Consider the following 22,722-nt stretch of genomic DNA (forward strand, 5'->3'; position numbering starts at 1 on the left):
CGGCCCAACGAAGTCCACTATGGTTATCAGCAGCCAGCCCTGGCAGCGTAGACGAATCCACTAATTCCGCTGTCCGAAATCCCCGCAGCAGCCCACAGGTCGCCGAGCAGTACATGCTGATGCCGGGCCACGCTGCGCGGCTCGCCGCCGTGCAGTCGGGTGCGATCGGCACGCCGACGGCCGTGGAGGTCGCGTCCACCCACCTGTACCACGCGACGTCCATGATGCGATCGTTCCTCGACGCCGGGTTCGGCGAGACCGTCGTCTCCGCGCGCACGTTCACTGCTCCGCTCGCCGACCCGCTCACATCTGAGGGATGGGTCGCCGACCCGACGCCGGTGCCACGCACCACGACGATCGCCACCCTCGACTTCGGGAAGGGGCGGATGGGGCTCTACAACTTCGTCGACAACCAGTGGTGGAACCCGCTGCTGGCGAGACGCATCGTGATCCGCGGCTCGCTCGGCGAGATCGTGGATGACACGGTCACCCGCGTCACGGACGAGGGTGTCATCGTCTCCCCCATCTCGTTCCGTCGCTCCGGAATCGACCTGAACCTGGAGGGCAACGAGGTCGTCTCGGCGTCGTTCGAGGGGAGGCTCGTCTACCGGAACCCGTGGATCGGCACCCGGCTTTCCGAAGACGACATCGCCGTGGCATCCTTCTTGGAAAAGATGGGCGACTGGGCACGTTCCGGCGGACCGGGGCCGTACCCCCTCGCCGAGGCCTGCCAGGATCACGCGCTCGGGCTGGCGATCGAGCAATCCGCTTCCGTAAACGCGGATGTGCGGGTGGCCCGCGAGGTGTGGGCGCGGTAGCCGCGCGTGGAGGGTTACGCGGAATGCCGCCCGCGCGGGCCGGCCCCGATGATCCCATCCTGGATATCGATCACGCGGTCGGCCACGGCCGTCAGTTTCGGATCGTGCGTGGAGATGATCGCGGCGACCCCCTCCTGGTGCACGAGTTCGGAGATCAGGCCCATCATGGTCGCGGCGGTGAGGCTGTCGAGCTGGCCGGTCGGCTCGTCGGCGATGAGCAGCCGCGGTCGGTTCACGAGCGCTCGGGCGATGCCCACCCGCTGTTGTTGGCCGCCGGAGAGCTCGGACGGCCGTTGGTTCGGATGGCCGCCGAGTCCCACGAGCTCGAGCAGCTCGGCGACGCGGGCCGTGCGCTGGGGCACGGGCGTGCCTCGCAGGCGCAGGGGTAGTTCCACGTTCTCCGCCGCGGAGAGATGCGGGATGAGCGCGAAAGCCTGGAACACGTATCCGACAGTCGAGCGGCGCAGCTTCACCCAGTCCGACGGGCTCGCGTCAGTGACATCCACTCCCGAAAGGTGCACACGGCCCGTGGTGGGGTTGTCGAGCCCACCGAGAAGGTTGAGCAGGTCGTCTTTCCGGAGCCGGACGGCCCTCGCACGACGACGAGCTCGCCCTCGCCGATCTCGAGGCTCGCATCGGTCAGCGCGTGGGTCGCCGTCTCGCCCGAGCCGTAGACGCGACCCAGGTTCTCGGCTTTCAGCACTACCTCGGTCATGGCTGCTCCTTCATCTCTGTCTCAGTGTTTGGTTCCGGACGGGTGGGTCGCACCTCGACGCGGTCTTCTTCCAGGTCGAGCCGAACGCGATCCTTGAGGCCGAGCTTCGTGAGGTAGTCCTGGGGGAGCTGGAGTCTGCCCACGCGGTCGAGCACCGCGAACTCCTCGGCGTGCTGCACAGATCGCCCGAGCTCATTGGTCCGGGTCGAACGCAGCACCTCGGTCGAGGTGCGGCCGTCGCGGATCTGTACTGTTCGCCGCACGTGGGAGGAGACCCCGGCGTCATGGGTCACGATCAGCACCGTGACGCCCAGCCGTTCGTTCACATCGCGCATGGCCTCCAGCACCAGCTCGGAGTTGAGAGAGTCAAGCTCGCCCGTCGGTTCGTCGGCAAACAGCACCTCCGGCTCGTTCACGAGCGCCACGGCGATCGCCGCACGCTGCTGCTGCCCGCCGGAGAGTTCGCCGGGAAGGCGGTCTGCCAGCTCGGCGATGCCGAGTGGTTCCAGCACGTCCGCGATGCGCTGCCGACGTTCGCGAACCGGTCGCTTCGCCACGGCGAGGGCGGTCGCGAGGTTCTCTGCGACCGTGAAATACGGCACGAGGTTGCGCGCGGTCTGCTGCCACACGAAGCCCACGGTGTGTCGACGGAACGCCGTGCGCTCTCTACTGCGCATCGCGAGCAGGTCGTGGCCGGCCACCCTGGCGGTGCCCGCCGTCGGCACGTCGAGCCCGGAGAGGATGGAGAGCAGAGTGGATTTGCCCGATCCCGAAGCGCCGACGATCGCGGTCAGCTCCCCCTGTTCGACGCGCAGGGTGAGACCCTGCAGGGCCTGCACCTCGACCCCTTCGGCCGAGAAGATGCGCACGAGATCGATGCACTCGATGTGCGGTGCGTTCGTGCTGCCGGAGTTGGTCATTCCGCTCCCATCCTGACCGCCGCCGCGGCGGTGAGTCGACGTGCTGCTGCTGACGATAAAGCCCCGGTTGCCGCAACGACAGCGGCAAAGAATACGGCGGCACCCGTGAGCAGCATCCAGGGGATGCTCACCGGGATGACCGCGGAGCCGCCGACAATCGCCCGGAGGTCGACAAGGGCGACGATAGCGACCGCGAGTGCGACGCCGAATCCGATGCCAGACACGAGCGCCGTGACCGTCACGGGGGCCAGCTCCCACGCCAGAACACCCCGCAACTGGGTCGGCGACATGCCCAGCAGGCGCAGCACCCCGAGCGTGCGGGCACGACTGCCTGCCGATCCGAGGGCGCCGAGCGCCACGGAGATGACACACAGGAGCAGCGAGATGCCCGCGGCGGCGACCAGGGCGATGGTGAGTCCGGCGATGCTGGGGCGGGCCGCGGCATCCTGACGCAGTGTGGCGATATCGGTGACCTCGACCCTGTCCCGATTGCTGGTGAGCTGGGCTTCGGTGACCAGGTCGCCGATCGTTTCGGCTGTCGCTGCGACGTCGGTGCCGGGTTCGGTAGCGATGAGGAGCGACTCGAACGCGCGCTCGGAGCCGAAGATCGCCACGGCTTCGGCGTCATCCACGAGCACCCACGACCGCGCGAGATCGGGCAGGGCACGGCCGGGCAGGCTTCCCGCGACGGTGACCGGATGCCCGTTCAACCGTGTCGCGGTCCCCGCGCGGTCGGCGAGATCGGGTGAAACGAGGATGCTCCCCTCCGCCAGCGCGGGAATATCGGGCCGCACCTCGTGAAGCGCCGCGGTGTCGGCGAACACGACTGTCACCCGCGGGGTGTCCTGGCCGAACGCGATCGGCACGCCCCCGACGGTGGAGAGCCCCGCAACCGCGTGTACCCCGGCGATGGCCTCGATGGCGTCGGCGTTGTCGAGGGCGACGGCATCCACCCTGATATCTGCACCGGTCTCGCTCATCGCGGCCGTGCCGAGGCCGGCCGACAGCGTGGCTGCGAGCACGAGCGAGAATGCCGCAGTCGAGACTCCGACGACCATGGCGAGCACCGTGCCGAACGCCGCGGAACCGGCCCGGATCGACGCCGTCGCGCCCACCAGCCCGACCGGGCTCGTGCCGGCGCGGGCGGCTCGCTGCAGCGCGAGCAGCGGCAGCGGGTACAGCCTGAGCACGACAACGCAGACGACGAGCGAGAGCAACAGCGGGGTGGCGGCCAGCAGCGGGTCGACGCTTCCGCCCTCGGTGGCCACGAGCCCGCGACGCACCAGGAGGAACACGGCCAGCGCTGCCAGGGCGACGACCGCGAGTTCGAGGATCCAGCGTCGGCGTGCACCGCGCGCACCCAGGTCGTTGCGGCTTCCGGCGCTGCGCAGGCTGCCGCCGACGAACAGGGCAGGCACGAGGAGAGCGAGAAGGATCGGCAGCGCGACGGTGACGGGCCCGACGGGCACGGGAAGCAGCAGCGTCACCGCGACGAGTGCGGCGACGGCGGAAGGAATCCCGATCAGGAGCCCCTCGCCCAGCATCGTGGTGCGCAATTGCCGCTCGCTCGCACCGCGCGACGCCGCGAGATCCAGGGTCGCGCGTCGACGGTCGAGGACGGTGCGGGTGCCGAGCGCCATCACGGCGAGCAGGGCGCCGAGCGGTGCTGAGCCGACGAGCGCGAGCACGGCCGTCACCGTCGAGACCGTCGTCGTCACCCCATCCAGGGCCCGGGGGAGCTCGGTCTCGAAGACGAGGTATTCGCCACTCGGCAGGTACAGGCCGAGCGTGCCCAGGCCGCGGAGCTGCTCATTGAGCGGCGGGATCTCGGCAAAGGTCATGGTGTCGGCCTCGAGCGGGTACCAGGCGCGCAACTCCGAGCGCTCCAGCAGCACCGGCAGCCCCGCCGCAGACAGCGGGTCGATGAAGGCCGCCCCGCGTACCTGTGTCGGCGAGCCGGGCGGGCGCGTGACGATGGCGGAGCGGAGCTCGCGAGCGTGGGTCCAATACGCACCATCCGGGTCGTCGGCGGAGTAGATGCCGCTCACCAGCAGGGGAGCATCCGTGAACTCGATGAGATCGCCGACCTCGAAGCCAGCCTGCTCGGCATAATCCTGGGAGAGGACGATGTCGAGCGGCACAGCGGGATCGCCAGCCCACGGGCGCGGTGCGGCCCCGGCGATGAACGTCACGCGATCCTGCCAGTGGAGGTCGACGGCGAGGCCGAGAATCGGCTGCACCCTCACACGCGGAGTCGGGAGGCTCACGAAGTCCGGCGGCAGCATGGCAACCCACGACACGGGCCCGAGGGAGTCGGCGAGGGGCGACGGCAGCCCGCTCGGCACCGCTGTCAGCACCGCGTCTGCCGGCCCGAAGAGCTGCTCGGTAGTCGACGCACCCGTGGTGTCGAGAGCACCGAACTCGCCCACTCCCGAGAGGTCGGTGAATCCCGGAGCGAGCGAGGTGAGTGCGTGCTGCAGCTCAGCATCCGAGAGCAGTACCAGCCCTCGGGGCAACAGCGCAGCGAGTGCGACAGCGATCCCGACGAGCACGGCTAGGGCGACGGAGGTGGATGCCCGCGACCGCAGGTGACGGCCGACGAGCCCCGCGTCGCTCACGGCGGACCGGCGGCTCACCGGGTCACCCGCCGGCCGTACTCGACTCCGATGATCCCGAACGACAGGGCGAACGCCCCGAGTCCGATCCCGAGCCCGAGCGGGTGTATCCCGACCGTCGTCGCGATCGCCGCGTACGACTCGGGTACCGCTGCCCGCGCCAGGGCGGGGATCGTGAGCAGCGTCACCACGAGACCCGAAAGCACCCCGACGATGAGGCCGACCGCGAGCGCGGCCCCGAGTTCAGCCCGGCGGGTGGCCGCGAGCTCCCGGTCTGATACCCCGAGCGCCCGGAGTACGTCGACCTCACCGCGACGCGAACGCACCTGCGCGCCGACGACCGCGATGACGGCGACGACGGAAAGGATGCCTCCACCGGCGGCACCGATCCACAGCGCTGTGGCTGCCGAACCGAGAATCGCGCGGTTGTCGTCGGTGCTGAGTGCACTCACCGTGACTCCGGGAGTGATAGCCGCGCGCACGGTGTCGGCAGCCACTGCCGGATCGTCGGCTCCCAGCCATGCCACCCGCGGTGGCGAGAGTTCGCTATAGATGCCGAGCCGCGCCGCCTGCACAATCGCGCCATCGATGAGGAAGGCCGACTCCAGGCGCGCGCCGGGGATGGCGGGCACGATCGCCGTGACGAGGCAGCTGACGGAATCCAGCCGGGAGTCGAGGTAGATCGGCACGATATCTCCGACCCGGATTCCCGCCTCCGCTGCCAGCGCGGTGGACACGACCACCGGGGGCCGGGTGTCTCCGCCGAGAAACCCGAGGGGCGGAGTGAGATGCACGGTCGACACTGCCGCGGCGTCGGTGAATCCCGGACCCGACGAGACCGGGGCTACGAAGACGGGCCGCGGGTCGAAGCCGGCGGCGGACCACCCTGCCCCGAGGTCGATGGCCGCCCCATCGGCGGTGATGCCCGTGATCGTGAGGGAGGCGGCACCTCCATCCTTCAGCGCCACGATGATGGCGTCGATCCGCCACTCGCCTCGACCTGCGGGTAGCACAGCGCTGTAGCTCTCGGTGACAGGCAGCGAGTGCTGCACGCCGAACTCATCGGCGACCACGACCGTCAGGTCGTCAGGCGTTGCGGCGGTGGAGTCGACCGTCAGCCCGATGGTGCTGGTGCCGTCGGGCAGCACGGGGCCGTCGAACGGAGCGGTGATCCGGTCTGCGAGTGCAGCGGGATCCAGGATTCCGGTCACGGGAATCGCCAGGAACGCGAGAGCCGCGGGCGTGACGGCGATCATGCTCGCGGTGGTCGCGCCGACGAGCACCTGTTCCGAGTAGACGGGTGCCGCCACCGTCACGCCGTCGACTCCGGCAATGGTGTCGAGAGTGGATTCGGTCAGTCGTGCGCGGGCACCGGTCACCGTGAGTTCGGACCCAGCGCGGAGTTCGCTCGCCGTCGTGTAGGTGGCGTTCCAGGTCTGGGCGTAGCCGGCGGCGAGGGTCACCTGCCCCGAGGCGAGCGCACACAGCACGAGGGGAGCGGCGAGCAGGCGCGAGCGCCGCGCCAGGGTGCGCGGCACGAGGGCGAGGCGGGTCGAACGATCGGCCAGCCTGTCGAGCGGTCGGGTGAGCATGGGCACTGTCGCGAGGGCGAGGGTGACGAGGGTGAGTAAGACCAGGGCGGGAGCGAGCACGGCCAGGGGGTCGACCTGGGTGCCGCCGTCACGGGTCGGGGTGAGAGGGGATCCATAGAGAAGCAATTGCCAGGTGGAGATGCCGGCGGCGAGCGCCAGCAGGATCGGCCCCGCGATGCCCGACACGCGCGCCGCCCGCCCGCCATCCTCCGCGGCCTCGTGGCGGGCTACGGATCGCAGCGCGACGAACGTGGTCGCGCCGAAGGCGAGGGTGGCGACCAGCACGGTCGTCGCGGGAACGATCCACACGAGCGACCTGAGCAGGAGCGGATCCTCTCCCAGAGCCAGCAACCCCAGCCCCGTTCCAGCGGCGGCAGCCAGGGACGCCACAGCCAGGGCCTCGATTATTGTCACCCTCAGCAATCCGGGCACGGTGTCCCCACGAGACCACAACAGCAGCCACTCGTCCGCGCGCAGGGAGGCGAGCAGTCGTCCGAGCTGCAGGAGAGTGAGAATCGCGATCGCGGCAACCACGAGCAGGGTCACCGGCACGACGGCGCGAAGGGCGTCGACGGATTCCTGCGCGCTCTCGGCGGCGGTGTCGAACCGGCCTCCCAGATCGAGACTGTCGACCCTGAAACCACCATCGGAACGCAGGGAGTCGGTGATCCCATCCCACCCCGTGAGGAAGATCTGCAGGTCGCCGGCCCGCAGCGCCGAGACCTCCGGCACGATCGCCGATCTCGTTCGGGTGGTGGCGCCGGTGGCAACCAGCGCATCGGGAGAGAGCACGATCGGGCCGAGGACAGCACCCTCCAGGCCGGTTGTCAGGAGTGGATCACTCACCCAGCGCGGGTCGAACGGATCCGACAGCCGCCACGTTCCGGTGATCGTCGCGGTCATGTTCCCGACCTCGAGCGAGTCGCCCGGCACCAGGCCGAGGGCAGCCGCAGCATCGGCCTGCACCGAGGCGTGACCGGCGCCCGCGGGCCAGGTGCCGTCAATGAGGTCGGCGTTCGATTCGAGTTCAGGGATGCTCGCCGCGAAGGCCCTGACGACGATCGACAGTGGTACGGGGTTGGCCGACACCGTGCTGCGGAATACCGACACCGGAAGCACCCTGTCGCCATCGCGGAACACGGTTCCCAGAAGCGCGTCGACCCGTGCATCCTGCGCGTCTGCGTCGGCCTCGGTGGTGAGCGAGAGTTCGAGGGCACGGTCGGCGCCGGTCCGGGATTCCAGCAACGAGTGCACGCCGTCGACCTCGGCGGCGCGGAGAAATCCCAGAATGCCGGTGGCGACCCCGCTGCTCACGGCCACGACGAGGAAGAGGGCGAGGAAGACCATCGTGCGCTGCCGCATTCTTCTGAGCAGGAGCACTCGCATCCTCCTGTTCATCATCGAGCGGAATGCATTGAGACTATCTCGGAATTGAATGGAGAGTACGAGAGAAGTGCCGTGCGGATTCGAGTTCTGCGCTGGTTGAGAGCGCTCTCAACCCGCGAGCCTATCCTGAGTTTCGCCTCAAAAGATCGCGATCACCGCTCACAGATTTGTTTTAGCAACTAAACTAAAATCATGACGACGATAGCGATATTCGGAGCAACCGGTCGAACGGGACGGCGAGTGCTCGAGCGGGCGGTCGCGGCGGGGCTGACGGTGCGGATGCTGGCGCGGAATCCGGATGCCGCCGCGCCGCCCGGAGATCGTGTCACCGTGGTCCGGGGCGACATCCTGGACTCAGTCGCAGTCGAAGAGACACTCGCGGGCGCCGATGCGGTGATCAGTGTGTTCGGTCAGGTCAAGGGTTCACCGCAGACACTGCAGGCCGACGGGACGCGGGCGATTACGGAAGGGATGCATCGGCTGGGCATCCGGCGCATCATTACTCTCTCGGGAGGTGGGCTGCCTGATCCGCATGATCGCCCAAAGGTGGCAGACCGGGTGATCAGGCTGCTCCTGCGCCTTCTTTCGGGGAAGGTACTGGCTGACGCAGCAGGTCATCTCCAGGTGCTGCGCGACACCGACCTCGACTGGACTGTCGTGCGCGGCCCTCGGCTCACCGAAGCGCCGGGTCTCGGACGCTACCGGGTCGGCTGGGTGGGAGTCGGCACCGGTACCCAGATCAGTCGAGATGATCTGGCCGACTTCATCCTCACCCAGGTAGACGACAGGACCTTCGTGCACGCGCTGCCCTTCGTGTCGGCCTGATGTCGGAGCATGAGACGGCGACACGTGAGCTCGCTGTCGGGCGGGTGCTGGAGGAACTGATCGAAGCGAACCGGATGCTGTTGGGACCGCGGGTCACGCCTCTCGCAGGTCAGGAGCTGAGCCGCTCCCACCTCGAGGCGCTGTTTCTCATCGCGCACCGCGACAACGTGACCCCCGGCGCGTTGGCATCGTCGATGCGGATCACGGCCGGCGCAGTGACCCAGCTGCTCGCGAAACTCCGTAGAGCCGGGCTCGTGGTGGCGGCCCCGACGCTGACCGATTCACGATCGATCACCTTGACCCTGACCGGCTCTGCCGAGAAGGAGTTGACGATGTTCGAAGCACAGGCAGTCGAGCAGTCGATGCCGCACTTCGAGCGACTCACCACGGCCGACCTGGAGTCGTTGAGCGCGCTACTGAGCCTTGTTACGGTGCGCTCGTGACCGCGCCGGCGGTCTTCGTGACGGGTGCGACGGGCACAGTGGGCGCATCCGTAGCGCAACACCTGCTGGAACTCGGAGTGCCGGTGCTGGGTGGCGTGCGGGGAACGGATGTTGCGAGATTGCCGCAGGGTACGCAGGCTCGGAGGTTCGACTTCGACTCCACCCCGGCAGCCCTCGAGGCGGCACTGGACGGCGCCGACCGGCTGTTCCTCATGCGCCCGCCGCCCATCGCCGATGTGCAGCGATACCTGTTCCCGCTGATCGATGCCGCATTGCGCCTGCGTATCCGGCAGATCGTGTTCCTCTCCCTCCAGGGGGTTCAGTTCAATCGCGCCACCCCGCACCACGCCGTCGAGGTGTACCTCCGCCGGGCCGGGGCACCATTCACCTTCCTGCGCCCCAACTTCTTCATGCAGAACCTGGCGACAAACTATGCGGACCGCATCCGGAGCTCGAACGAGATTTTCGTTCCCGCGGGTCGATCTCGCACCGCCTTCGTGGATGCCCGCGATATCGGTCGCGTTGCCGCCACAGTCTTCACCTCCGACGGCCACGTGGGCCGCGCCTACACGCTCTCGGGCGAGCGCTCACTCGGCTACGAGCATGTCGCGCGCGCGATGTCGCGGGTTCTCGGTCGCCCCATCCGGTACTCCCGGCCGAGCGAGAGCGAATACCTCGACGACCTCGCGCTCCATGGTGCGGACGAGGAGTATCTTTCCGTGCAGAAAATGATCCATCGCGTCGTACGCAGCAATCTCTCGGCGCTGCCCAATCGCACCATCCGGCGACTCACTGGTGCGCCCGCCACGTCGCTCGAGACGTTCATTGGCGACTACCGAGAGGCGTGGCAGGTCGCGCGATAGAGTCGAAATTCCCGCTGTCCCGGTGGGAGAACCTGGGCAATCGGGCTACACCTCCGAAGCTTGTCGGTCATGCGGGCATCGGCACGTCCCTGCCGGATCGGCAGCTGTCCCCGAGGCCTTTGAGTGGCTGGCTCCGCTAGCGTTGCCGCATGGAATCCGCTCATCAGCGCGACCCTCAGACGGTCTCCGCAGCATTCACCTTTTCCGGGCGCACCGCTCTCGTGACCGGAGCCGGGAGCCCCACCGGCATCGGCTTCGCTTCGGCGCGGATGCTCGGCCAGCTCGGTGCGCGCGTCATCCTTACAGGGACGACAGATCGGGTATACGACCGGGTGGCCGAATTGGCCGCACAAGGTATCGCCGCATCCGCAATAGTGTGCACCCTCGACACCGAACTCGGTGCGACAGCCCTCAGCGACGTCCTCGACGCCAGCGGCGACAAGCCTACGATCCTGGTGAACAATGCCGGGATGATCGCGGTTGGCGATCCCGGGATGCCAGGCGGTGACGTGACCTCGAGCGCGGCCCAATGGGACCGTGGCATCGCAATCAATCTCTCGACAGCGTTCTACGCGACCCGCGCCGTGATCGGTTTCATGCGCGCAGCTGGCTGGGGTCGTATCGTGACGGTGACGAGCCTGACGGGCCCGATCATGGCCAGCCGCGGGGATGTCGCTTACGCGGCCTCGAAAGCGGGTCTTACCGGCCTCACCCGCGCCCTGGCGGTTGACGAGTCCCGTAATGGCATCACTGCCAACGCGGTCGCGCCGGGTTGGATCGCAACCGGCTCCCAGCTTCCGAGCGAAGCGATCGAGGGGGCACTGGTTCCGGTCGGTCGTAGCGGCACACCGGATGAGGTGGCATCCGTCGTTGCCTGGCTTGCTTCTCCTGGCGCAAGTTATGTGACCGGCCAAACCATCGTGGTCGACGGCGGAAACAGCGTGGCCGAGGAGCGCATCGACCCTTAGGCGAGGTTCAGCCGGCCGTGCTGCTCATGCCCGCAGAGATGATCGATCCCGCGGTGTTCCGGTACCGACTGCCGAGAGGCCTGTCAGGTCGAGCGATAGAGTCGAGGCGGGTTCGGAAGAGACTCACTCGACCTGCACAGCGAGGCGCCGTGGCCCATCGACCGGAGGTTCTGATGCGATTCGTCCCCCCTGAACTGTGTGACGTGGCCGAGAGCCTTGCGGCGGTGTGCGCATGACGCTGAGGGTGGCCATGATCGGCCACGGGTTCATGGGCGCGGCCCATTCCGTCGGCTGGCGCCAGGCGCCGGCGGTGTTCGATCTGCCGGATTCCGTCGAGATGGCCGTCGTGGTCGGCCGCACCGCATCGGCGGTTGCGGCGTCAGCAGCGAAGTGGGGCTGGGCCGAGTCCGCGACAGACTGGCGAGAGGTCATCGCGCGCGACGACATCGACATCGTCGACATCGTCACCCCCGGTGATTCCCATGCCGAGATCGCGATTGCCGCCCTCGAGGCGGGCAAGCACGTGCTCTGCGAGAAGCCGCTGGCCAATACCGTCGAGGAAGCAGAAGCGATGGCGGATGCGGCCGACCGCGCCGCCGCCCGCGGAGTGCGCGCGATGGTGGGCTTCACCTATCGGCGCACTCCCGCCGTGACCCTCCTCCGAGACCTCATCGCCGATGGTGCCGTGGGAACTGTCCGGCAGGTGCGGGCGGCCTATCTGCAGGACTGGCTCGTGGATGCCACGATGCCCCTCGCCTGGCGACTGCAGAAGGAGCACGCGGGATCCGGAGCGCTCGGTGACATCGGCGCCCACATCATCGACATGACGCAGTTCGTGACCGGTCTCGAGGTCGCAGCGGTGTCGGGGATCGTGGACACGATCGTGACGCAGCGGCCGCTGATGGCATCCGGCACCGGTCTCACCGGGGAAGCCACGGAAGGATCCGGTGCGGGATTCGGCGAGGTGACCGTCGATGATGTCGCGCTGTTCACCGGGCGGCTATCGAATGGTGCGCTCGCATCATTTGAGGCGACCCGGTTCGCGACGGGCCGCAAGAACGCGCTGACCATCGAGATCTCCGGAGACAAGGGTGCGCTGGCCTTCGATCTCGAAGACCTCAACGCCGTGCAGTACTACGACAACACGGCTCCCCAGGGCAGGCAGGGGTTCACGAAGATTCTGGTCACAGACGCCGCGCACCCGTACATCGCAGCGTGGTGGCCGGCCGGTCACATGCTCGGCTATGAGCACGGCTTCGTGCACCAGGCGAAAGATCTGGTCGACGCGATTGTCGCCGGTGCGGACCCGCAGCCCACGTTCCGGGATGGCCTGCGGGTGCAGCGCGTGCTCGCGGCCGTCGAATCGAGTTCAGCCCAGAATTCAGGATGGGTGCACATCGACCCACGAGCACCGGAAGGCCACTGACATGCCCCGACCCATCACCCTGTTCACCGGCCAGTGGGCCGACCTGCCGTTCGAGGAGGTGGCGCGGCTCGCCGGCGAGTGGGGCTACGACGGCCTCGAGATCGCCTGTTGGGGAGACCACATCGATGTCTCTCGCTGGGATGACGCGGCCTATGTGCAGAGCCGACTCGACATCCTCGCAAAGAATGGCCTGAAGGTCTGGGCTATCTCGAACCACCTCGCTGGCCAGGCGGTGCGCGACGATCCGATCGACCTGAGGCACCGTGACATCCTGACCGACCGGGTCTGGGGGGATGGCGACGCCGAGGGCGTTCGCCAGCGAGCGGCGGAAGAGCTGAAGAACACGGCCAGGTTCGCGGCGAAGCTCGGCGTCTCCACGGTCACCGGATTCACCGGCTCGAGCATCTGGAAATACGTCGCGATGTTCCCGCCAGCGTCTGACGCGATGATCGATGCCGGCTATCAGGATTTCGCGGACCGCTGGAACCCGATCCTCGACGTCTTCGAGCATGAGGGCGTGCGGTTCGCGCTCGAAGTTCACCCATCGGAGATCGCCTACGACTACTGGACCTCGAAGCGCACCCTGGAGGCGATCGGCCACCGGCCCGGCTTCGGTTTCAACTTCGACCCCTCGCATTTCGTCTGGCAGCAGCTCGACAGTGTCGCGTTCGTGCTCGACTTCGCCGACCGGATCTTCCACGTGCACTGCAAGGAGTCCGTGACCAACCTGGACGGCCGCAATGGCGTACTCGGCTCGCACCTCCCGTGGTCGAACCCTCGTCGCGGCTGGACCTTCGTCTCCACCGGCCACGGTTCGGTGCCGTGGGAGGGGCTGTTCCGCGCGCTGAACTCCATCGGCTACTCGGGGCCCACTAGCGTCGAGTGGGAAGACGCGGGGATGGATCGGCTCGTCGGAGCGCCGGAAGCTCTCGCGTTCGTGCGCAAGCTCGCCGAGATCACGCCACCACACGCCTCGTTCGACGCCGCCTTTTCCACGCGAGCCTGAGGCACCCGGCGATGGATGCTGGTGAACAGGGTCCGGCGGACGCGCGGCGCCCGCGCTGGGTGTATCGGGAGGGCGACGAACCCGATCCACGATTCAGCCTCGCCAATGAGCGCACGTTCCTCGCCTGGGTGCGTACCTCGCTGGCGCTTCTGGCCGGCGGAATAGCCCTCGAAGCTCTCGCGATTCCTGCCCAGCCCGGGTTCCGGCTGGGTGCGGCTCTCGTGCTCATTGCGCTGGGGCTCGTTGCCATCGTGCAGGGCTGGATCAGCTGGGCGAAGACGGAAAGATCGATGAGGATCGGCGCGGCGCTGCCGGGCCTGAGCATCGGTGCCCTCATTGTCGGCGGGATCGTGGTGGCCGGCGTGCTCGTGGTGATCGGGCTGCTGTGGTGACGGAGTCGAAGTGACTGATGCGCCCTTCGACGCCGGGCTTCAGCCCGAGCGCACGCTCCTCGCCTGGCGGCGCACCTGCCTCGCCCTCGCGGTCGGCGCGATGATCACCATCCGGCTCGGTGCTCCCACTCTCGGTCTTCTGGCCGGCATTATTGGAATCATCTGCCTGGCGCTCGCCGCCGCCGCCTATGCGGTCTCGACCCTGCGCTACCGCCGCGTGCACCTCGAACTCACGGCGTCGCGAACGCTCCCCGGGGCGGGCACGCAAATCGGGCTGATAGCCCTGGGGGTGGGCTTCTTCGGAGCGCTCGCAGCCGCCTGGGTGATCGTCGTCGGCCTCGATCGCCTACCCTGAGGGCAATGGATCATTCCCTGCTCAAGCAGTTCGTCGCCGCAGCGCGGCACCTGCACTTCGCGCACGCCGCGAAATCGCTGGGAGTTCCCCGCTCGAGCCTCATCGCCGCGATCAGGTCCCTCGAGGCGCAGCTCGGGTACGAGCTCTTCGACTCGAGCGCGATGTCGACCCAGCTCACTCCCGCGGGCGAGGCTTTCCTCGTGGATGCCGAACGGCAGCTCGACAAGTCGGCGAAGTCTGCGGCAGCCTCTGCGGCGAAACCCGGCGGCAAGGCCAAGGCTTCGAAGGGCAAGGGCCGCGCTCCCGCGGTGAAGGGCCAGCCGAAGCCGGGCCGCAACCGCCAATCGCGCTGACCTGGCACTGCTGACGTGGCACCGCTGATCCGGAGACACTGGCTGTTCACCTTCGACGGCTAGACAGTGCGGTGTGGATGGCATCGCACCGTGGATCCAGCTCGCGGCCGAAGGGCCGTGGCTCTACGTCGGCGTCATGCTGTTGGTCATCGCCGATGCCTTCGCGGTGGTGCTCCCGAGCGAGACAGTCGTGGTCGCGCTCGGCTCGCTCGCCTTCTCGACGGGGGCGCCCAACATCCTGTTGCTGCTGGCGGTTGCCGCGCTCGGTGCCGTCATCGGCGACAACCTCTGCTACCTGATCGGCCGCAGCGTCGGCACTGATCGATTCCGCTGGATGCGCCGCCCGCGCATCCACGCAGCCTTCGACTATGCGCGCCGGGCGCTCACCCGCCGCCCGGCGTCGCTCATTCTGACGGCCCGATACGTGCCGTTCGCGAGGATCGCCGTGAACCTGACCGCGGGCGCCACGGGATTCCCGTACCGCAGCTACCTGCCGCTGACTCTCGTTGCCGGAGCCTCCTGGGCGCTCTACAACTGCTTCATCGGGGCGCTGTTCGGCGCGTGGCTGGCCGCCTATCCGGTCGTGGCCGTGATCGTGTCGGTGCTGGTCGCGATCAGCCTCGGCGTCGCGATCGATGGCATCATGGGCCGACTCTCACGACGGAAGATCGTCGACAGCAGCGCTGGTTAGATCGCTCGGCCCGCGGAGTCAACCCGTTCCCTATTTCTCCGGCAGCGCGTAGACCTGAAGTATGAGAGCGCTTGCCTGGCAGTCCACCGGAAAAGTCACAGTCGAAGACGTGCCGATGGCCGAGATCGTCGAACCCACCGATGTCGTCATCAGCGTGACATCCACCGCCATCTGCGGATCGGACCTGCACCTGCTCGACGTGCTCGGCCCGTTCATGCACCGTCACGATGTGATGGGCCACGAGCCCATGGGAATCGTCACCGAGGTCGGCACCGCCGTGCAGAAGCTGCAGGTTGGCGATCGCGTCGTCATTCCGTTCGTCATCGCCTGCGGCTATTGCTACATGTGCACGCGTGGTCTCACGTCGCAGTGTGAGACCACCCAGAACCGCGACCAGCAGGCTGGTGCGACCCTCTACGGTTACACCGAGATCTACGGGCGAGTGCCCGGTGGCCAGGCCGAGTTCCTGCGGGTGCAGCACGCCGACTTCAACGCGATCAAGATCAACAGCGAGCTGCCCGACGAGCGCTACCTGTTCCTCAGTGACATCCTGCCGACGGCCTGGCAGGGCGTGCAGTACGCGAATGTCCCGGAGGGCGGCACCCTCGCGGTGATCGGCCTCGGGCCTGTCGGCCAGTTCGCGTCGCGCATCGGCAAGCACCGGGGGTATCGCGTCATCGCGATCGACCCCGTGGAGGAACGCCGCGAGATGGCCGAACGGTACGGTGTCGAGACGCTCGGCCTCACGGACGACGTGCTCGACCTGCTGCGTGCGCTCACCGACGGTCGCGGGCCGCACTCCGTGCTCGACGCGGTCGGCATGGAGGCGCACGGCAGCCCGGTGGCGGCGTTCGCGCAGAGTGCGGTCGGGCTGCTGCCGAGCGCGGCATCCAAGAAGCTGGCGAAGGTCGTGGGAGTCGACAGGCTGGCCGCCCTGCTGCTGGCGCTGGAGGGTGTGCAGCGCGGCGGAACCGTGTCGCTGAGCGGCGTCTATGGGGGAGTCGCCGATCCGCTCCCCATGCTGACCATGTTCGACAAGGGCCTGACACTGACGATGGGCCAGTGCAACGTGCATCGCTGGATCGCCGACCTGTGGCCGCTCGTCGAAGATCCGAACGATCCCCTGGGAGTGATGGATCTCGTCACGCACTCGGTGTCTCTCGAGGATGCCCCCGAGATGTACGAACTGTTCAAGAACAAAGACGACGGCTGCATCAAGGTCGTGCTGAAGCCGTAGCGAGACTGCAGCCGGAAACGAAGACGCTAGTCCTTCGCGGCGAATGCGTCGTCGAACGATCCGGATGGCGCTTCCCACAGCAGCGATCGCACGAACTCGAGGGCCCGCGGTGCACCGGTGAGGCGATCCATGCCGGCATCTTCCCACTCGACCGAAATGGGGCCGGTGTACCCGATCGCGTTGAGCGCGCGGATAGCATCTTCCCACGGGACGTCACCGCGCCCGGTTGATACAAAATCCCACCCGCGACGCGGGTCCGCCCATGCACCGTGGCTGCCGAGGATCCCGTTACGACCGTTGCCCATGTGCATCCGTGTGTCTTTGCAATCCACGTGGTAGATGCGATCCTGAAAGTCGAGAATGAACGCGACCGGGTCGAGTCCCTGCCACACCATATGCGATGGGTCCCAGTTGAGGCCGAACGCTGAGCGGTGCTCAATCGCGTCGAGCGTCTTGACCGTTGTCCAGTAGTCGTAGGCGATTTCGGAGGGGTGCACCTCGTGCGCGAACCGCACCCCCTCCGAGTCGTATACATCGAGGATGGGGTTCCACCGGTCGGCGAAGTCCTGGTAACCGGCGTCGATGACGTCCTGTCCCACGGGCGGGAACATAGCGACATACTGCCAGATGCTCGAGCCGGTGAACCCGACCACGGTGTCTACGCCCAGCTTCCGCGCGGCAATCGCCGTTTTCTTCAGCTCATCGGCCGCCCGCTGGCGCACACCTTCTGCGTCACCGTCGCCCCATACTTTTGCACCGACAATCGCCTGGTGACGGAAGTCGATCGGGTTGTCGCACACCGCCTGACCCTTGAGATGGTTCGAGATGGCGTAGAGCTTGAGGTTGTGCCGCTCCAGGATGTCGAGTCGTGATTGCGCATAGGCGTCGTCTTCGGCTGCGCGCCACACGTCGAGGTGGTCACCCCAGCAGGCGAGTTCGAGTCCGTCGTAGCCCCAGCCGCTTGCGAGTGCAGCGACCTCTTCCAAGGGAAGATCGGCCCATTGGCCAGTGAAGAGGGTCACGGGATGCGTGCTCATGGTCATTGTCCTTTCGTGGAGGTCCAGCGGCTGTGGTCGCTCGCACTCCGCTCCACGGCGGCGAGAACGCGCTGGAGTTGGAGGCCGTCCGCGAACGACGGGGCGGGTTGCTCGCCCGCCGCTATCGCATCGATGAAGTCCTTGGCCTGGTGTGAGAACGCGTGCTCGTATCCGAGGATGTGGCCAGCTGGCCACCAGGCCGAGATGTACGGATGTTCAGGCTCGGTGACCAGGATCTTCGTGAATCCCCGGGTGGTCGCGGGGCCGGATGAGTCGTAGTACTCGAGCGCATTGAGATCTTCGAGGTCGAATGCGAGGGCGCCACGGGTGCCCGAAACCTCGATACGCATTGCGTTCTTGCGTCCAGTGGCGAACCGTGTGGCCTCGAACGAACCCAGCACTCCGGAATCGAATCTGCCAGTGAAGAGTGCGACATCGTCGACTGTGACGTCTCCATACTCGACGCCGGCAGTTCCGCCCAGGCCGACGGATGTCTCGAGCACTGGCCGTCGCTTCGTGATGGTCTCGATCGTCCCCGAGACCGACTCGAGAGTCATCCCTGTAATGAACTGGGTCGCGTCGACGATATGCGCGCCGATATCGCCAAGCGCTCCAGAGCCCGCCAGGTGCTTCTGAAGCCGCCATACGAGCGGCGACTGAGGGTCGGCGAGCCAATCCTGCAGATAGGTTGCGCGCACCTGCTGGATCTCTCCGACAGCACCCTGCGCAACGAGGTCCCGTGCGAGGGTGATGGCTGGTACACGGCGGTATGTGTGGCCAAGCATGGCGAACACGCCCCTGGCAGCTGCGCGCTCGGCGGCGGCGGCCATGGCCTCGGCCTCGGCGACAGTGTTGGCCAGTGGTTTTTCACACAGCACATGTTTGCCGGCATCGAGCGCAGCAATGGCAATGTGGGCGTGGGAATCGCCGGGGGTGACAATGTCGATGATGTCGATGTCATCGCGGTTGATGACGTCGTGCCAGTCGGTTGCAGTCTCAGCCCAACCCCACCGCTCGGCGGCGGATGCGACGGCCTCAGCGTTGCGACCGACAAGCACGTCCATGTTCGGGGTTGCGGCGAGGTCGAAGAATTTTGGTGCCACCCTCCACCCCTGTGAATGGGCGGCCCCCATGAATCCGTAGCCGATCATGGCCACGTTCATCGATCTCGACATGCACGGTCTCTCTTCCTGGGAGTGCTGATAGTGCGGGCGCCCGGCTGCCCGGGCGCCCGCGGCGTGCTGCGGGTTTAGGACTCGAAGGCCGAGCCGATGTACTGCTCTACATTGTCTGAGGTTACGACCGGTGCGTTGAGCACGATGCGTGTCGGCACCTCAATCTCGACCAGGTCGCTCAAGGCCTTGCCCTGCACGACGAGGCGAGCGAGGCGGATCCCGTCGGCGGCCTGCGTCGACGGGTAGATGACCGTCGCTTTCAGCACGCTGGAGCCCGACTGGATCTCACGCATGGCATTGGCCGAACCGGCTCCACCGACGAGGAAGAACTCGCTACGTCCCGCCGCAGCGATCGCCGCGAGCACGCCAACGCCCTGATCGTCATCATGGTTCCAGATCGCGTCGATCTTTGGCGCCGCCGCCAGAAGTTGGGATGTCGTCGCTTCGCCGCCCGCCACGGTGAAGTCAGCGGCGACGCGGTTCGTCACGGACAAGCCACAGTCATCAAGGGCTTTCTCGAATCCTGCACTGCGATCCTGTGTGAGGGGCAGGAAGTCGAGACCGGCGATCTCGGCGATGACGGCGTCGGGCTTGTCGCCGAGCTGCTCGCAGATGTAAGTGCCGGCGCTTACCCCCATGCCGTAGTTGTCACCGAGAATCGTGACGCGTGCCGCGAAGGTGCTGGAGAATTCGCGGTCGACGTTGATGACGGGGATGCCCGCCTCCATCGCCTTGATCGCGACCTCGGTCAGCGCAGCCCCGTCAGTGGGGAGAAGCACAATCGCGTCGACTTTGTCGTTGATAAAGGTCTCGACCTGGCTGATTTGCAGGTTGGCATCGTTGGTGCCTTCCGCGACGACGAGATTGACGTCGGGGTACTTCCCGGCTTCCGCAATCGCTGCGGAGTTAATGGCGCCCAGCCAGCCATGGTCGGCAGCCGGTCCGGAAAAGCCGATCGTGATCGCATCGCCTGCGGCTTCATTGCCTTCGACGGTGCTTTCCTCGTTGGTCGGTGCGCTGTCGGGAGTGCCCGAGGTGCAGCCAGCGAGCAGGCCGACGACGGTGAGTGACGCCCCTGCTGTGATGAGCAACTTGCGGCTCATACGGATTTTGAGCATGTGATTTCCTCCTTGAATGGACATTGCGGGTGCCAGCGGGACAGTTCGCGTACCCGCAAGAAGGGCCACACAGTCCGCATTGACATGAGTGACGTTAGCAGACAGAGCCAATTTGTAGGCAACTTTCAATTTTAGGTTTCATAAGTAAAGCCCTGAGTTTCAGTGAACTATCCCGGCATCACCAGTCAAATTGCTCGCGCGGAGATATTTTGTGGTGTGTTATGTTTCTTGAGTGATCAAAGATGACCAAGTCGCTCCGCTGCTCGAAGCACGGGCGATCACTAAAAGCTTCGGATCAGTGCAAGCACTCACAGGCGTCAACTTGTCGATAGCTGCAGGCGAAGTCCACGTCATTCTTGGGCAAAACGGTGCGGGAAAATCCACCTTGATCAAGCTCCTCGCGGGGGTACACGGACCAGACACGGGAGAGATTCTGTGGAATGGTGAGCCAGTCACGATCCACGACCCCGTTGCCGCCCTCGACCTCGGCATCGCAACGATGTACCAGGAGCTCGATGTCGTCGACGGCCTGTCGATCGCCGAGAACGTCTTTCTCGGCCACGAGATCTCGACCGCTGGTTTCACGCGTTCGAGTCATGTCAACAGGCTGACCCGAAAGCTCCTCACCCGCCTCGGCCATGGTGACCTCTCGCCGACGCGCGAGGTCGGCAGCCTCTCTCCAGCGAATAAGCAGATCGTGAGCATGGCGCGCGCCCTGTCACGTGACACAAAACTCATCATCATGGATGAGCCCTCTGCTGTGCTCGACTCCGAGGAGGTCAAGAACCTCTTTCGGGTCGTGAATGAACTGACGTCTGCGGGCATCGCCGTGATCTATATCTCGCACCGCCTCGAGGAGATCCGCCAGATCGGTGATCGCATCTCGGTTATCAAGGACGGTCGCACGACCGCGGTAGGGCTTACCGTAGCCGACACTCCAACGGCCGAGCTCATCAGGCTCATGACCGGTCGCAATCTTGACAACGTTTTTCCGCCGGCTGTGCCGGTGCCCGTCGGAGCCCTGGTCGTCCTCGAGGTTAAGAATCTCGCCGTTCGCGGTGTCTTTGAAGGTATCGACTTCACGGTGCGGGCTGGCGAAGTCGTTGGTCTCGCCGGGCTCGTGGGATCCGGGCGCACCGAGATCCTCGAAGCGATCTACGGCGCCACCAAGCCCTCGACGGGGTCTGTCCGTGTTTCCGGAACCGCGCTCAAGCCCGGCTCGGTGCGTGACGCGGTCAATCATCGGATGGGGCTCTCTCCCGAAGAACGCAAAAGCCAGGGACTCCTTCTCGACGAACCGATCTACCAAAACGTGACCCTGTCGTCTTTCGCCCGGTTCGCGCGGCTCTCTTTCCTCAATGAGCGCGCAGAACGCGCCGCTGCGCGCACCCAGATCGCGGCACTCCACTTGCGGCCCGATGATCCCGATCGGCCTGCCGGGGAGCTCTCGGGAGGAAATCAGCAAAAGATCCTGCTCGCACGCTGGCTCGTGCAGGGCACTGATGTGCTGCTGCTCGATGAGCCGACGCGCGGTGTCGATGTTGGGGCACGCGCCGAGATCTACTCGCTCATTCGACGGCTCTCGTCAGAGGGAACCGCCATTGTCGTCGTCTCGAGTGAAATCGAGGAGGTACTCGGCCTCGCAGACCGGGTGCTAGTAATCGCCGAGGGTCGACTGTTGGCCACGGCGCCCGCAGCGGAACTGACCGAGCACTCGGTGCTCGACATGGTCATGAAAGGAAGTGCCGCGTGAGCGAGCAGACTGTTGAAGCCACCCACGACGTCCAGAAGCACGCATCGTTGCTCCGCCGCCTACTGGGGAGCGGCGCCGGCCGCAACCTTGGCCTCATTATCGCGCTCGGCGTACTTTTCGCGATCGGGGCCGTCACCGCAGGCGATCGGTTTTCAAACCTAGAGAATATCCTCACGATTATCCGCTTCGCCTCGATCATCGGCGTTCTGAGCATCGGAATGACGTTCGTCATCATCGGCGGAGGCATCGACCTTTCGGTGGGGTCAGTCATGGGCCTCGGCTCGGTGGTCGCCACCCTATCGGTGGTGCAGAACCTGGCCGAACAGTCCAGCTGGCTCGTCATGGTGTTCGTCGCGATCGCCGTGGGGGTCGCAGCCGGGGTGATCAACGGAATAGTCGTCTCATACGGCAATGTCGTCGCGTTCATGGCGACCCTCGCCATGCTCGTCGCCGCCAGGGGTCTCGCTGAGATCCTCTCGAACCGCACCACCCAGATCGTGCGCTCCCAGGACTTTATTGAGTTCTTCCGCTCGAATCTCCTAGGCGTCCCCGTGCTCATCTGGATCTTCGTCATCGTCGCCGTGCTGGGGTGGGTACTGCTCAACCGCACCACGTTCGGCCGCCGAACTGTCGCGATCGGCGGAAACCGGGAGGCCGCTCGCCTGGCCGGTCTCAAAGTTCGCAAGCACACCGTTTATCTCTACGCTCTCGCTGGCCTCACTTCGGGCATCGCAGCGGTGATGATTCTCGGCCGTACGACGGCGGGGACCTCGACGCACGGCGCGTTGTACGAGCTCGATGCGATTGCAGCGGTCGTCGTTGGCGGGACTCTCCTCATCGGTGGACGTGGGACCATAGTCGGCACGGTGTTCGGCGTGCTCATCTTCGCCACGCTCACAAACGTGTTCACTCAGAACAACCTCAACACCTCTGTACAGGCCGTAGCGAAAGGCGTTATCATCGTCCTCGCAGTTCTCCTGCAGCAGCGGTTCGCCGCACGTAAGAAGCGGTAATCCCGCATGGTTGGATTGAGC

The 22,722-nt window shown here is 66.3% G+C and carries 22 protein-coding genes; 14 read left to right on the plus strand and 8 right to left on the minus strand.

What is annotated here, in order from left to right; translation table 11 throughout:
- Window positions 1-818: hypothetical protein (locus IWX81_RS13685; protein WP_334594260.1), on the plus strand; the 818-nt coding region annotated here is incomplete at its 5' end.
- A 14-nt stretch (window positions 819-832) separates the two neighbouring features.
- On the opposite strand, the gene IWX81_RS13690 is transcribed toward IWX81_RS13685, so the two are convergent.
- From IWX81_RS13690 to IWX81_RS13705, 5 genes are read right to left on the minus strand one after another with little or no spacing between them, the layout of a single operon-like run.
- A complete protein-coding gene (locus IWX81_RS13690) occupies window positions 833-1,324 on the minus strand; it encodes an ABC transporter ATP-binding protein (protein WP_334594262.1) in 492 nt (163 codons plus the stop codon).
- On the minus strand, window positions 1,288-1,533 hold the full coding sequence (locus IWX81_RS15015; RefSeq protein ID WP_334594264.1) for a hypothetical protein: 246 nt from the start codon (window positions 1,531-1,533) through the stop codon (window positions 1,288-1,290). The genes IWX81_RS13690 and IWX81_RS15015 overlap by 37 nt, the downstream gene beginning before the upstream one ends.
- Window positions 1,530-2,453 (minus strand): ABC transporter ATP-binding protein, encoded by a 924-nt coding sequence (locus IWX81_RS13695; protein ID WP_199281902.1) that lies wholly within the window; start codon window positions 2,451-2,453, stop codon window positions 1,530-1,532. Before IWX81_RS13695 ends, IWX81_RS15015 begins: the two co-directional genes overlap by 4 nt.
- A complete protein-coding gene (locus IWX81_RS13700) occupies window positions 2,450-5,089 on the minus strand; it encodes an ABC transporter permease (RefSeq protein WP_199281903.1) in 2,640 nt (879 codons plus the stop codon). The genes IWX81_RS13695 and IWX81_RS13700 overlap by 4 nt, the downstream gene beginning before the upstream one ends.
- Entirely contained in the window at window positions 5,086-8,046 is a 2,961-nt protein-coding gene (locus IWX81_RS13705) for an FtsX-like permease family protein (RefSeq protein WP_199281904.1), read from the minus strand. The genes IWX81_RS13700 and IWX81_RS13705 overlap by 4 nt, the downstream gene beginning before the upstream one ends.
- Window positions 8,047-8,238: 192 nt before the next feature.
- On the opposite strand from IWX81_RS13705, the gene IWX81_RS13710 reads away from it, so the two are divergent.
- The 11 genes from IWX81_RS13710 to IWX81_RS13760 all read left to right on the plus strand — a co-directional run bounded on the left by IWX81_RS13710 (window position 8,239) and on the right by IWX81_RS13760 (window position 16,605).
- Entirely contained in the window at window positions 8,239-8,871 is a 633-nt protein-coding gene (locus tag IWX81_RS13710; protein WP_199281905.1) for an NAD(P)-dependent oxidoreductase, read from the plus strand.
- Entirely contained in the window at window positions 8,871-9,314 is a 444-nt protein-coding gene (locus IWX81_RS13715; RefSeq protein WP_199281906.1) for a MarR family winged helix-turn-helix transcriptional regulator, read from the plus strand. The genes IWX81_RS13710 and IWX81_RS13715 overlap by 1 nt, the downstream gene beginning before the upstream one ends.
- Window positions 9,311-10,177 carry an SDR family oxidoreductase gene (locus tag IWX81_RS13720; protein ID WP_199281907.1) on the plus strand — a complete coding sequence of 289 codons (867 nt, stop codon included), beginning with the start codon at window positions 9,311-9,313 and terminating at the stop codon, window positions 10,175-10,177. The genes IWX81_RS13715 and IWX81_RS13720 overlap by 4 nt, the downstream gene beginning before the upstream one ends.
- 149 nt (window positions 10,178-10,326) lie before the next feature.
- Window positions 10,327-11,145, plus strand: a complete 819-nt coding sequence (locus tag IWX81_RS13725; protein WP_199281908.1) for an SDR family oxidoreductase — start codon at window positions 10,327-10,329, stop codon at window positions 11,143-11,145.
- Window positions 11,146-11,377: 232 nt separating this feature from the next.
- Complete coding sequence (locus IWX81_RS13730; protein ID WP_334594269.1) at window positions 11,378-12,571, plus strand: Gfo/Idh/MocA family protein; 1,194 nt, start codon at window positions 11,378-11,380, stop codon at window positions 12,569-12,571.
- A 1-nt stretch (window position 12,572) separates the two neighbouring features.
- Window positions 12,573-13,577, plus strand: a complete 1,005-nt coding sequence (locus IWX81_RS13735; protein ID WP_199281909.1) for a sugar phosphate isomerase/epimerase family protein — start codon at window positions 12,573-12,575, stop codon at window positions 13,575-13,577.
- 11 nt (window positions 13,578-13,588) lie between these two features.
- The gene (locus IWX81_RS13740; RefSeq protein WP_199281910.1) at window positions 13,589-13,969 is read left to right on the plus strand and encodes a YidH family protein; all 381 of its coding nucleotides are present in this window, start codon (window positions 13,589-13,591) and stop codon (window positions 13,967-13,969) included.
- 10 nt (window positions 13,970-13,979) lie between these two features.
- Window positions 13,980-14,324, plus strand: coding sequence for a DUF202 domain-containing protein (locus tag IWX81_RS13745; RefSeq protein ID WP_199281911.1), 345 nt, complete (start codon window positions 13,980-13,982; stop codon window positions 14,322-14,324).
- Window positions 14,325-14,329: 5 nt separating this feature from the next.
- A complete protein-coding gene (locus tag IWX81_RS13750; RefSeq protein ID WP_199281912.1) occupies window positions 14,330-14,677 on the plus strand; it encodes a LysR family transcriptional regulator in 348 nt (115 codons plus the stop codon).
- 73 nt (window positions 14,678-14,750) lie between these two features.
- Window positions 14,751-15,368 (plus strand): DedA family protein, encoded by a 618-nt coding sequence (locus tag IWX81_RS13755; protein WP_334594273.1) that lies wholly within the window; start codon window positions 14,751-14,753, stop codon window positions 15,366-15,368.
- 61 nt (window positions 15,369-15,429) lie between these two features.
- Complete coding sequence (locus IWX81_RS13760) at window positions 15,430-16,605, plus strand: alcohol dehydrogenase catalytic domain-containing protein (RefSeq protein WP_199281913.1); 1,176 nt, start codon at window positions 15,430-15,432, stop codon at window positions 16,603-16,605.
- A gap of 26 nt (window positions 16,606-16,631) precedes the next feature.
- On the opposite strand, the gene IWX81_RS13765 is transcribed toward IWX81_RS13760, so the two are convergent.
- The 3 genes from IWX81_RS13765 to IWX81_RS13775 all read right to left on the minus strand — a co-directional run bounded on the left by IWX81_RS13765 (window position 16,632) and on the right by IWX81_RS13775 (window position 19,935).
- Window positions 16,632-17,642 (minus strand): sugar phosphate isomerase/epimerase family protein, encoded by a 1,011-nt coding sequence (locus IWX81_RS13765; RefSeq protein ID WP_199281914.1) that lies wholly within the window; start codon window positions 17,640-17,642, stop codon window positions 16,632-16,634.
- Between the two features lie 2 nt (window positions 17,643-17,644).
- A complete protein-coding gene (locus IWX81_RS13770; RefSeq protein WP_334594277.1) occupies window positions 17,645-18,817 on the minus strand; it encodes a Gfo/Idh/MocA family protein in 1,173 nt (390 codons plus the stop codon).
- 74 nt (window positions 18,818-18,891) lie between these two features.
- Window positions 18,892-19,935 (minus strand): substrate-binding domain-containing protein, encoded by a 1,044-nt coding sequence (locus tag IWX81_RS13775; protein WP_199281915.1) that lies wholly within the window; start codon window positions 19,933-19,935, stop codon window positions 18,892-18,894.
- Between the two features lie 277 nt (window positions 19,936-20,212).
- On the opposite strand from IWX81_RS13775, the gene IWX81_RS13780 reads away from it, so the two are divergent.
- Window positions 20,213-21,688 carry a sugar ABC transporter ATP-binding protein gene (locus IWX81_RS13780; protein ID WP_199282003.1) on the plus strand — a complete coding sequence of 492 codons (1,476 nt, stop codon included), beginning with the start codon at window positions 20,213-20,215 and terminating at the stop codon, window positions 21,686-21,688.
- Complete coding sequence (locus IWX81_RS13785) at window positions 21,685-22,701, plus strand: ABC transporter permease (RefSeq protein ID WP_199281916.1); 1,017 nt, start codon at window positions 21,685-21,687, stop codon at window positions 22,699-22,701. Before IWX81_RS13780 ends, IWX81_RS13785 begins: the two co-directional genes overlap by 4 nt.
- The last annotated feature ends 21 nt before the right edge of the window (window positions 22,702-22,722 follow it).

This window comes from Salinibacterium sp. CAN_S4 (assembly GCF_015752305.1).
GTDB lineage: Bacteria > Actinomycetota > Actinomycetes > Actinomycetales > Microbacteriaceae > Rhodoglobus.

What these genes read in the sequence shown, in the direction of transcription:
- IWX81_RS13770 (WP_334594277.1), bottom strand. Translation starts at nt 18,817, where the DNA reads ATGTCGAGATCGATGAACGTGGCCATGATCGGCTACGGATTCATGGGG.
- IWX81_RS13735 (WP_199281909.1), top strand. Translation starts at nt 12,573, where the DNA reads ATGCCCCGACCCATCACCCTGTTCACCGGCCAGTGGGCCGACCTGCCG.
- IWX81_RS13725 (WP_199281908.1), top strand. Translation starts at nt 10,327, where the DNA reads ATGGAATCCGCTCATCAGCGCGACCCTCAGACGGTCTCCGCAGCATTC.
- IWX81_RS13750 (WP_199281912.1), top strand. Translation starts at nt 14,330, where the DNA reads ATGGATCATTCCCTGCTCAAGCAGTTCGTCGCCGCAGCGCGGCACCTG.
- IWX81_RS13760 (WP_199281913.1), top strand. Translation starts at nt 15,430, where the DNA reads ATGAGAGCGCTTGCCTGGCAGTCCACCGGAAAAGTCACAGTCGAAGAC.
- IWX81_RS13710 (WP_199281905.1), top strand. Translation starts at nt 8,239, where the DNA reads ATGACGACGATAGCGATATTCGGAGCAACCGGTCGAACGGGACGGCGA.
- IWX81_RS13715 (WP_199281906.1), top strand. Translation starts at nt 8,871, where the DNA reads ATGTCGGAGCATGAGACGGCGACACGTGAGCTCGCTGTCGGGCGGGTG.
- IWX81_RS13695 (WP_199281902.1), bottom strand. Translation starts at nt 2,453, where the DNA reads ATGACCAACTCCGGCAGCACGAACGCACCGCACATCGAGTGCATCGAT.
- IWX81_RS13730 (WP_334594269.1), top strand. Translation starts at nt 11,378, where the DNA reads ATGACGCTGAGGGTGGCCATGATCGGCCACGGGTTCATGGGCGCGGCC.
- IWX81_RS13740 (WP_199281910.1), top strand. Translation starts at nt 13,589, where the DNA reads ATGGATGCTGGTGAACAGGGTCCGGCGGACGCGCGGCGCCCGCGCTGG.
- IWX81_RS13765 (WP_199281914.1), bottom strand. Translation starts at nt 17,642, where the DNA reads ATGAGCACGCATCCCGTGACCCTCTTCACTGGCCAATGGGCCGATCTT.
- IWX81_RS15015 (WP_334594264.1), bottom strand. Translation starts at nt 1,533, where the DNA reads ATGACCGAGGTAGTGCTGAAAGCCGAGAACCTGGGTCGCGTCTACGGC.
- IWX81_RS13775 (WP_199281915.1), bottom strand. Translation starts at nt 19,935, where the DNA reads ATGCTCAAAATCCGTATGAGCCGCAAGTTGCTCATCACAGCAGGGGCG.
- IWX81_RS13705 (WP_199281904.1), bottom strand. Translation starts at nt 8,046, where the DNA reads ATGCGAGTGCTCCTGCTCAGAAGAATGCGGCAGCGCACGATGGTCTTC.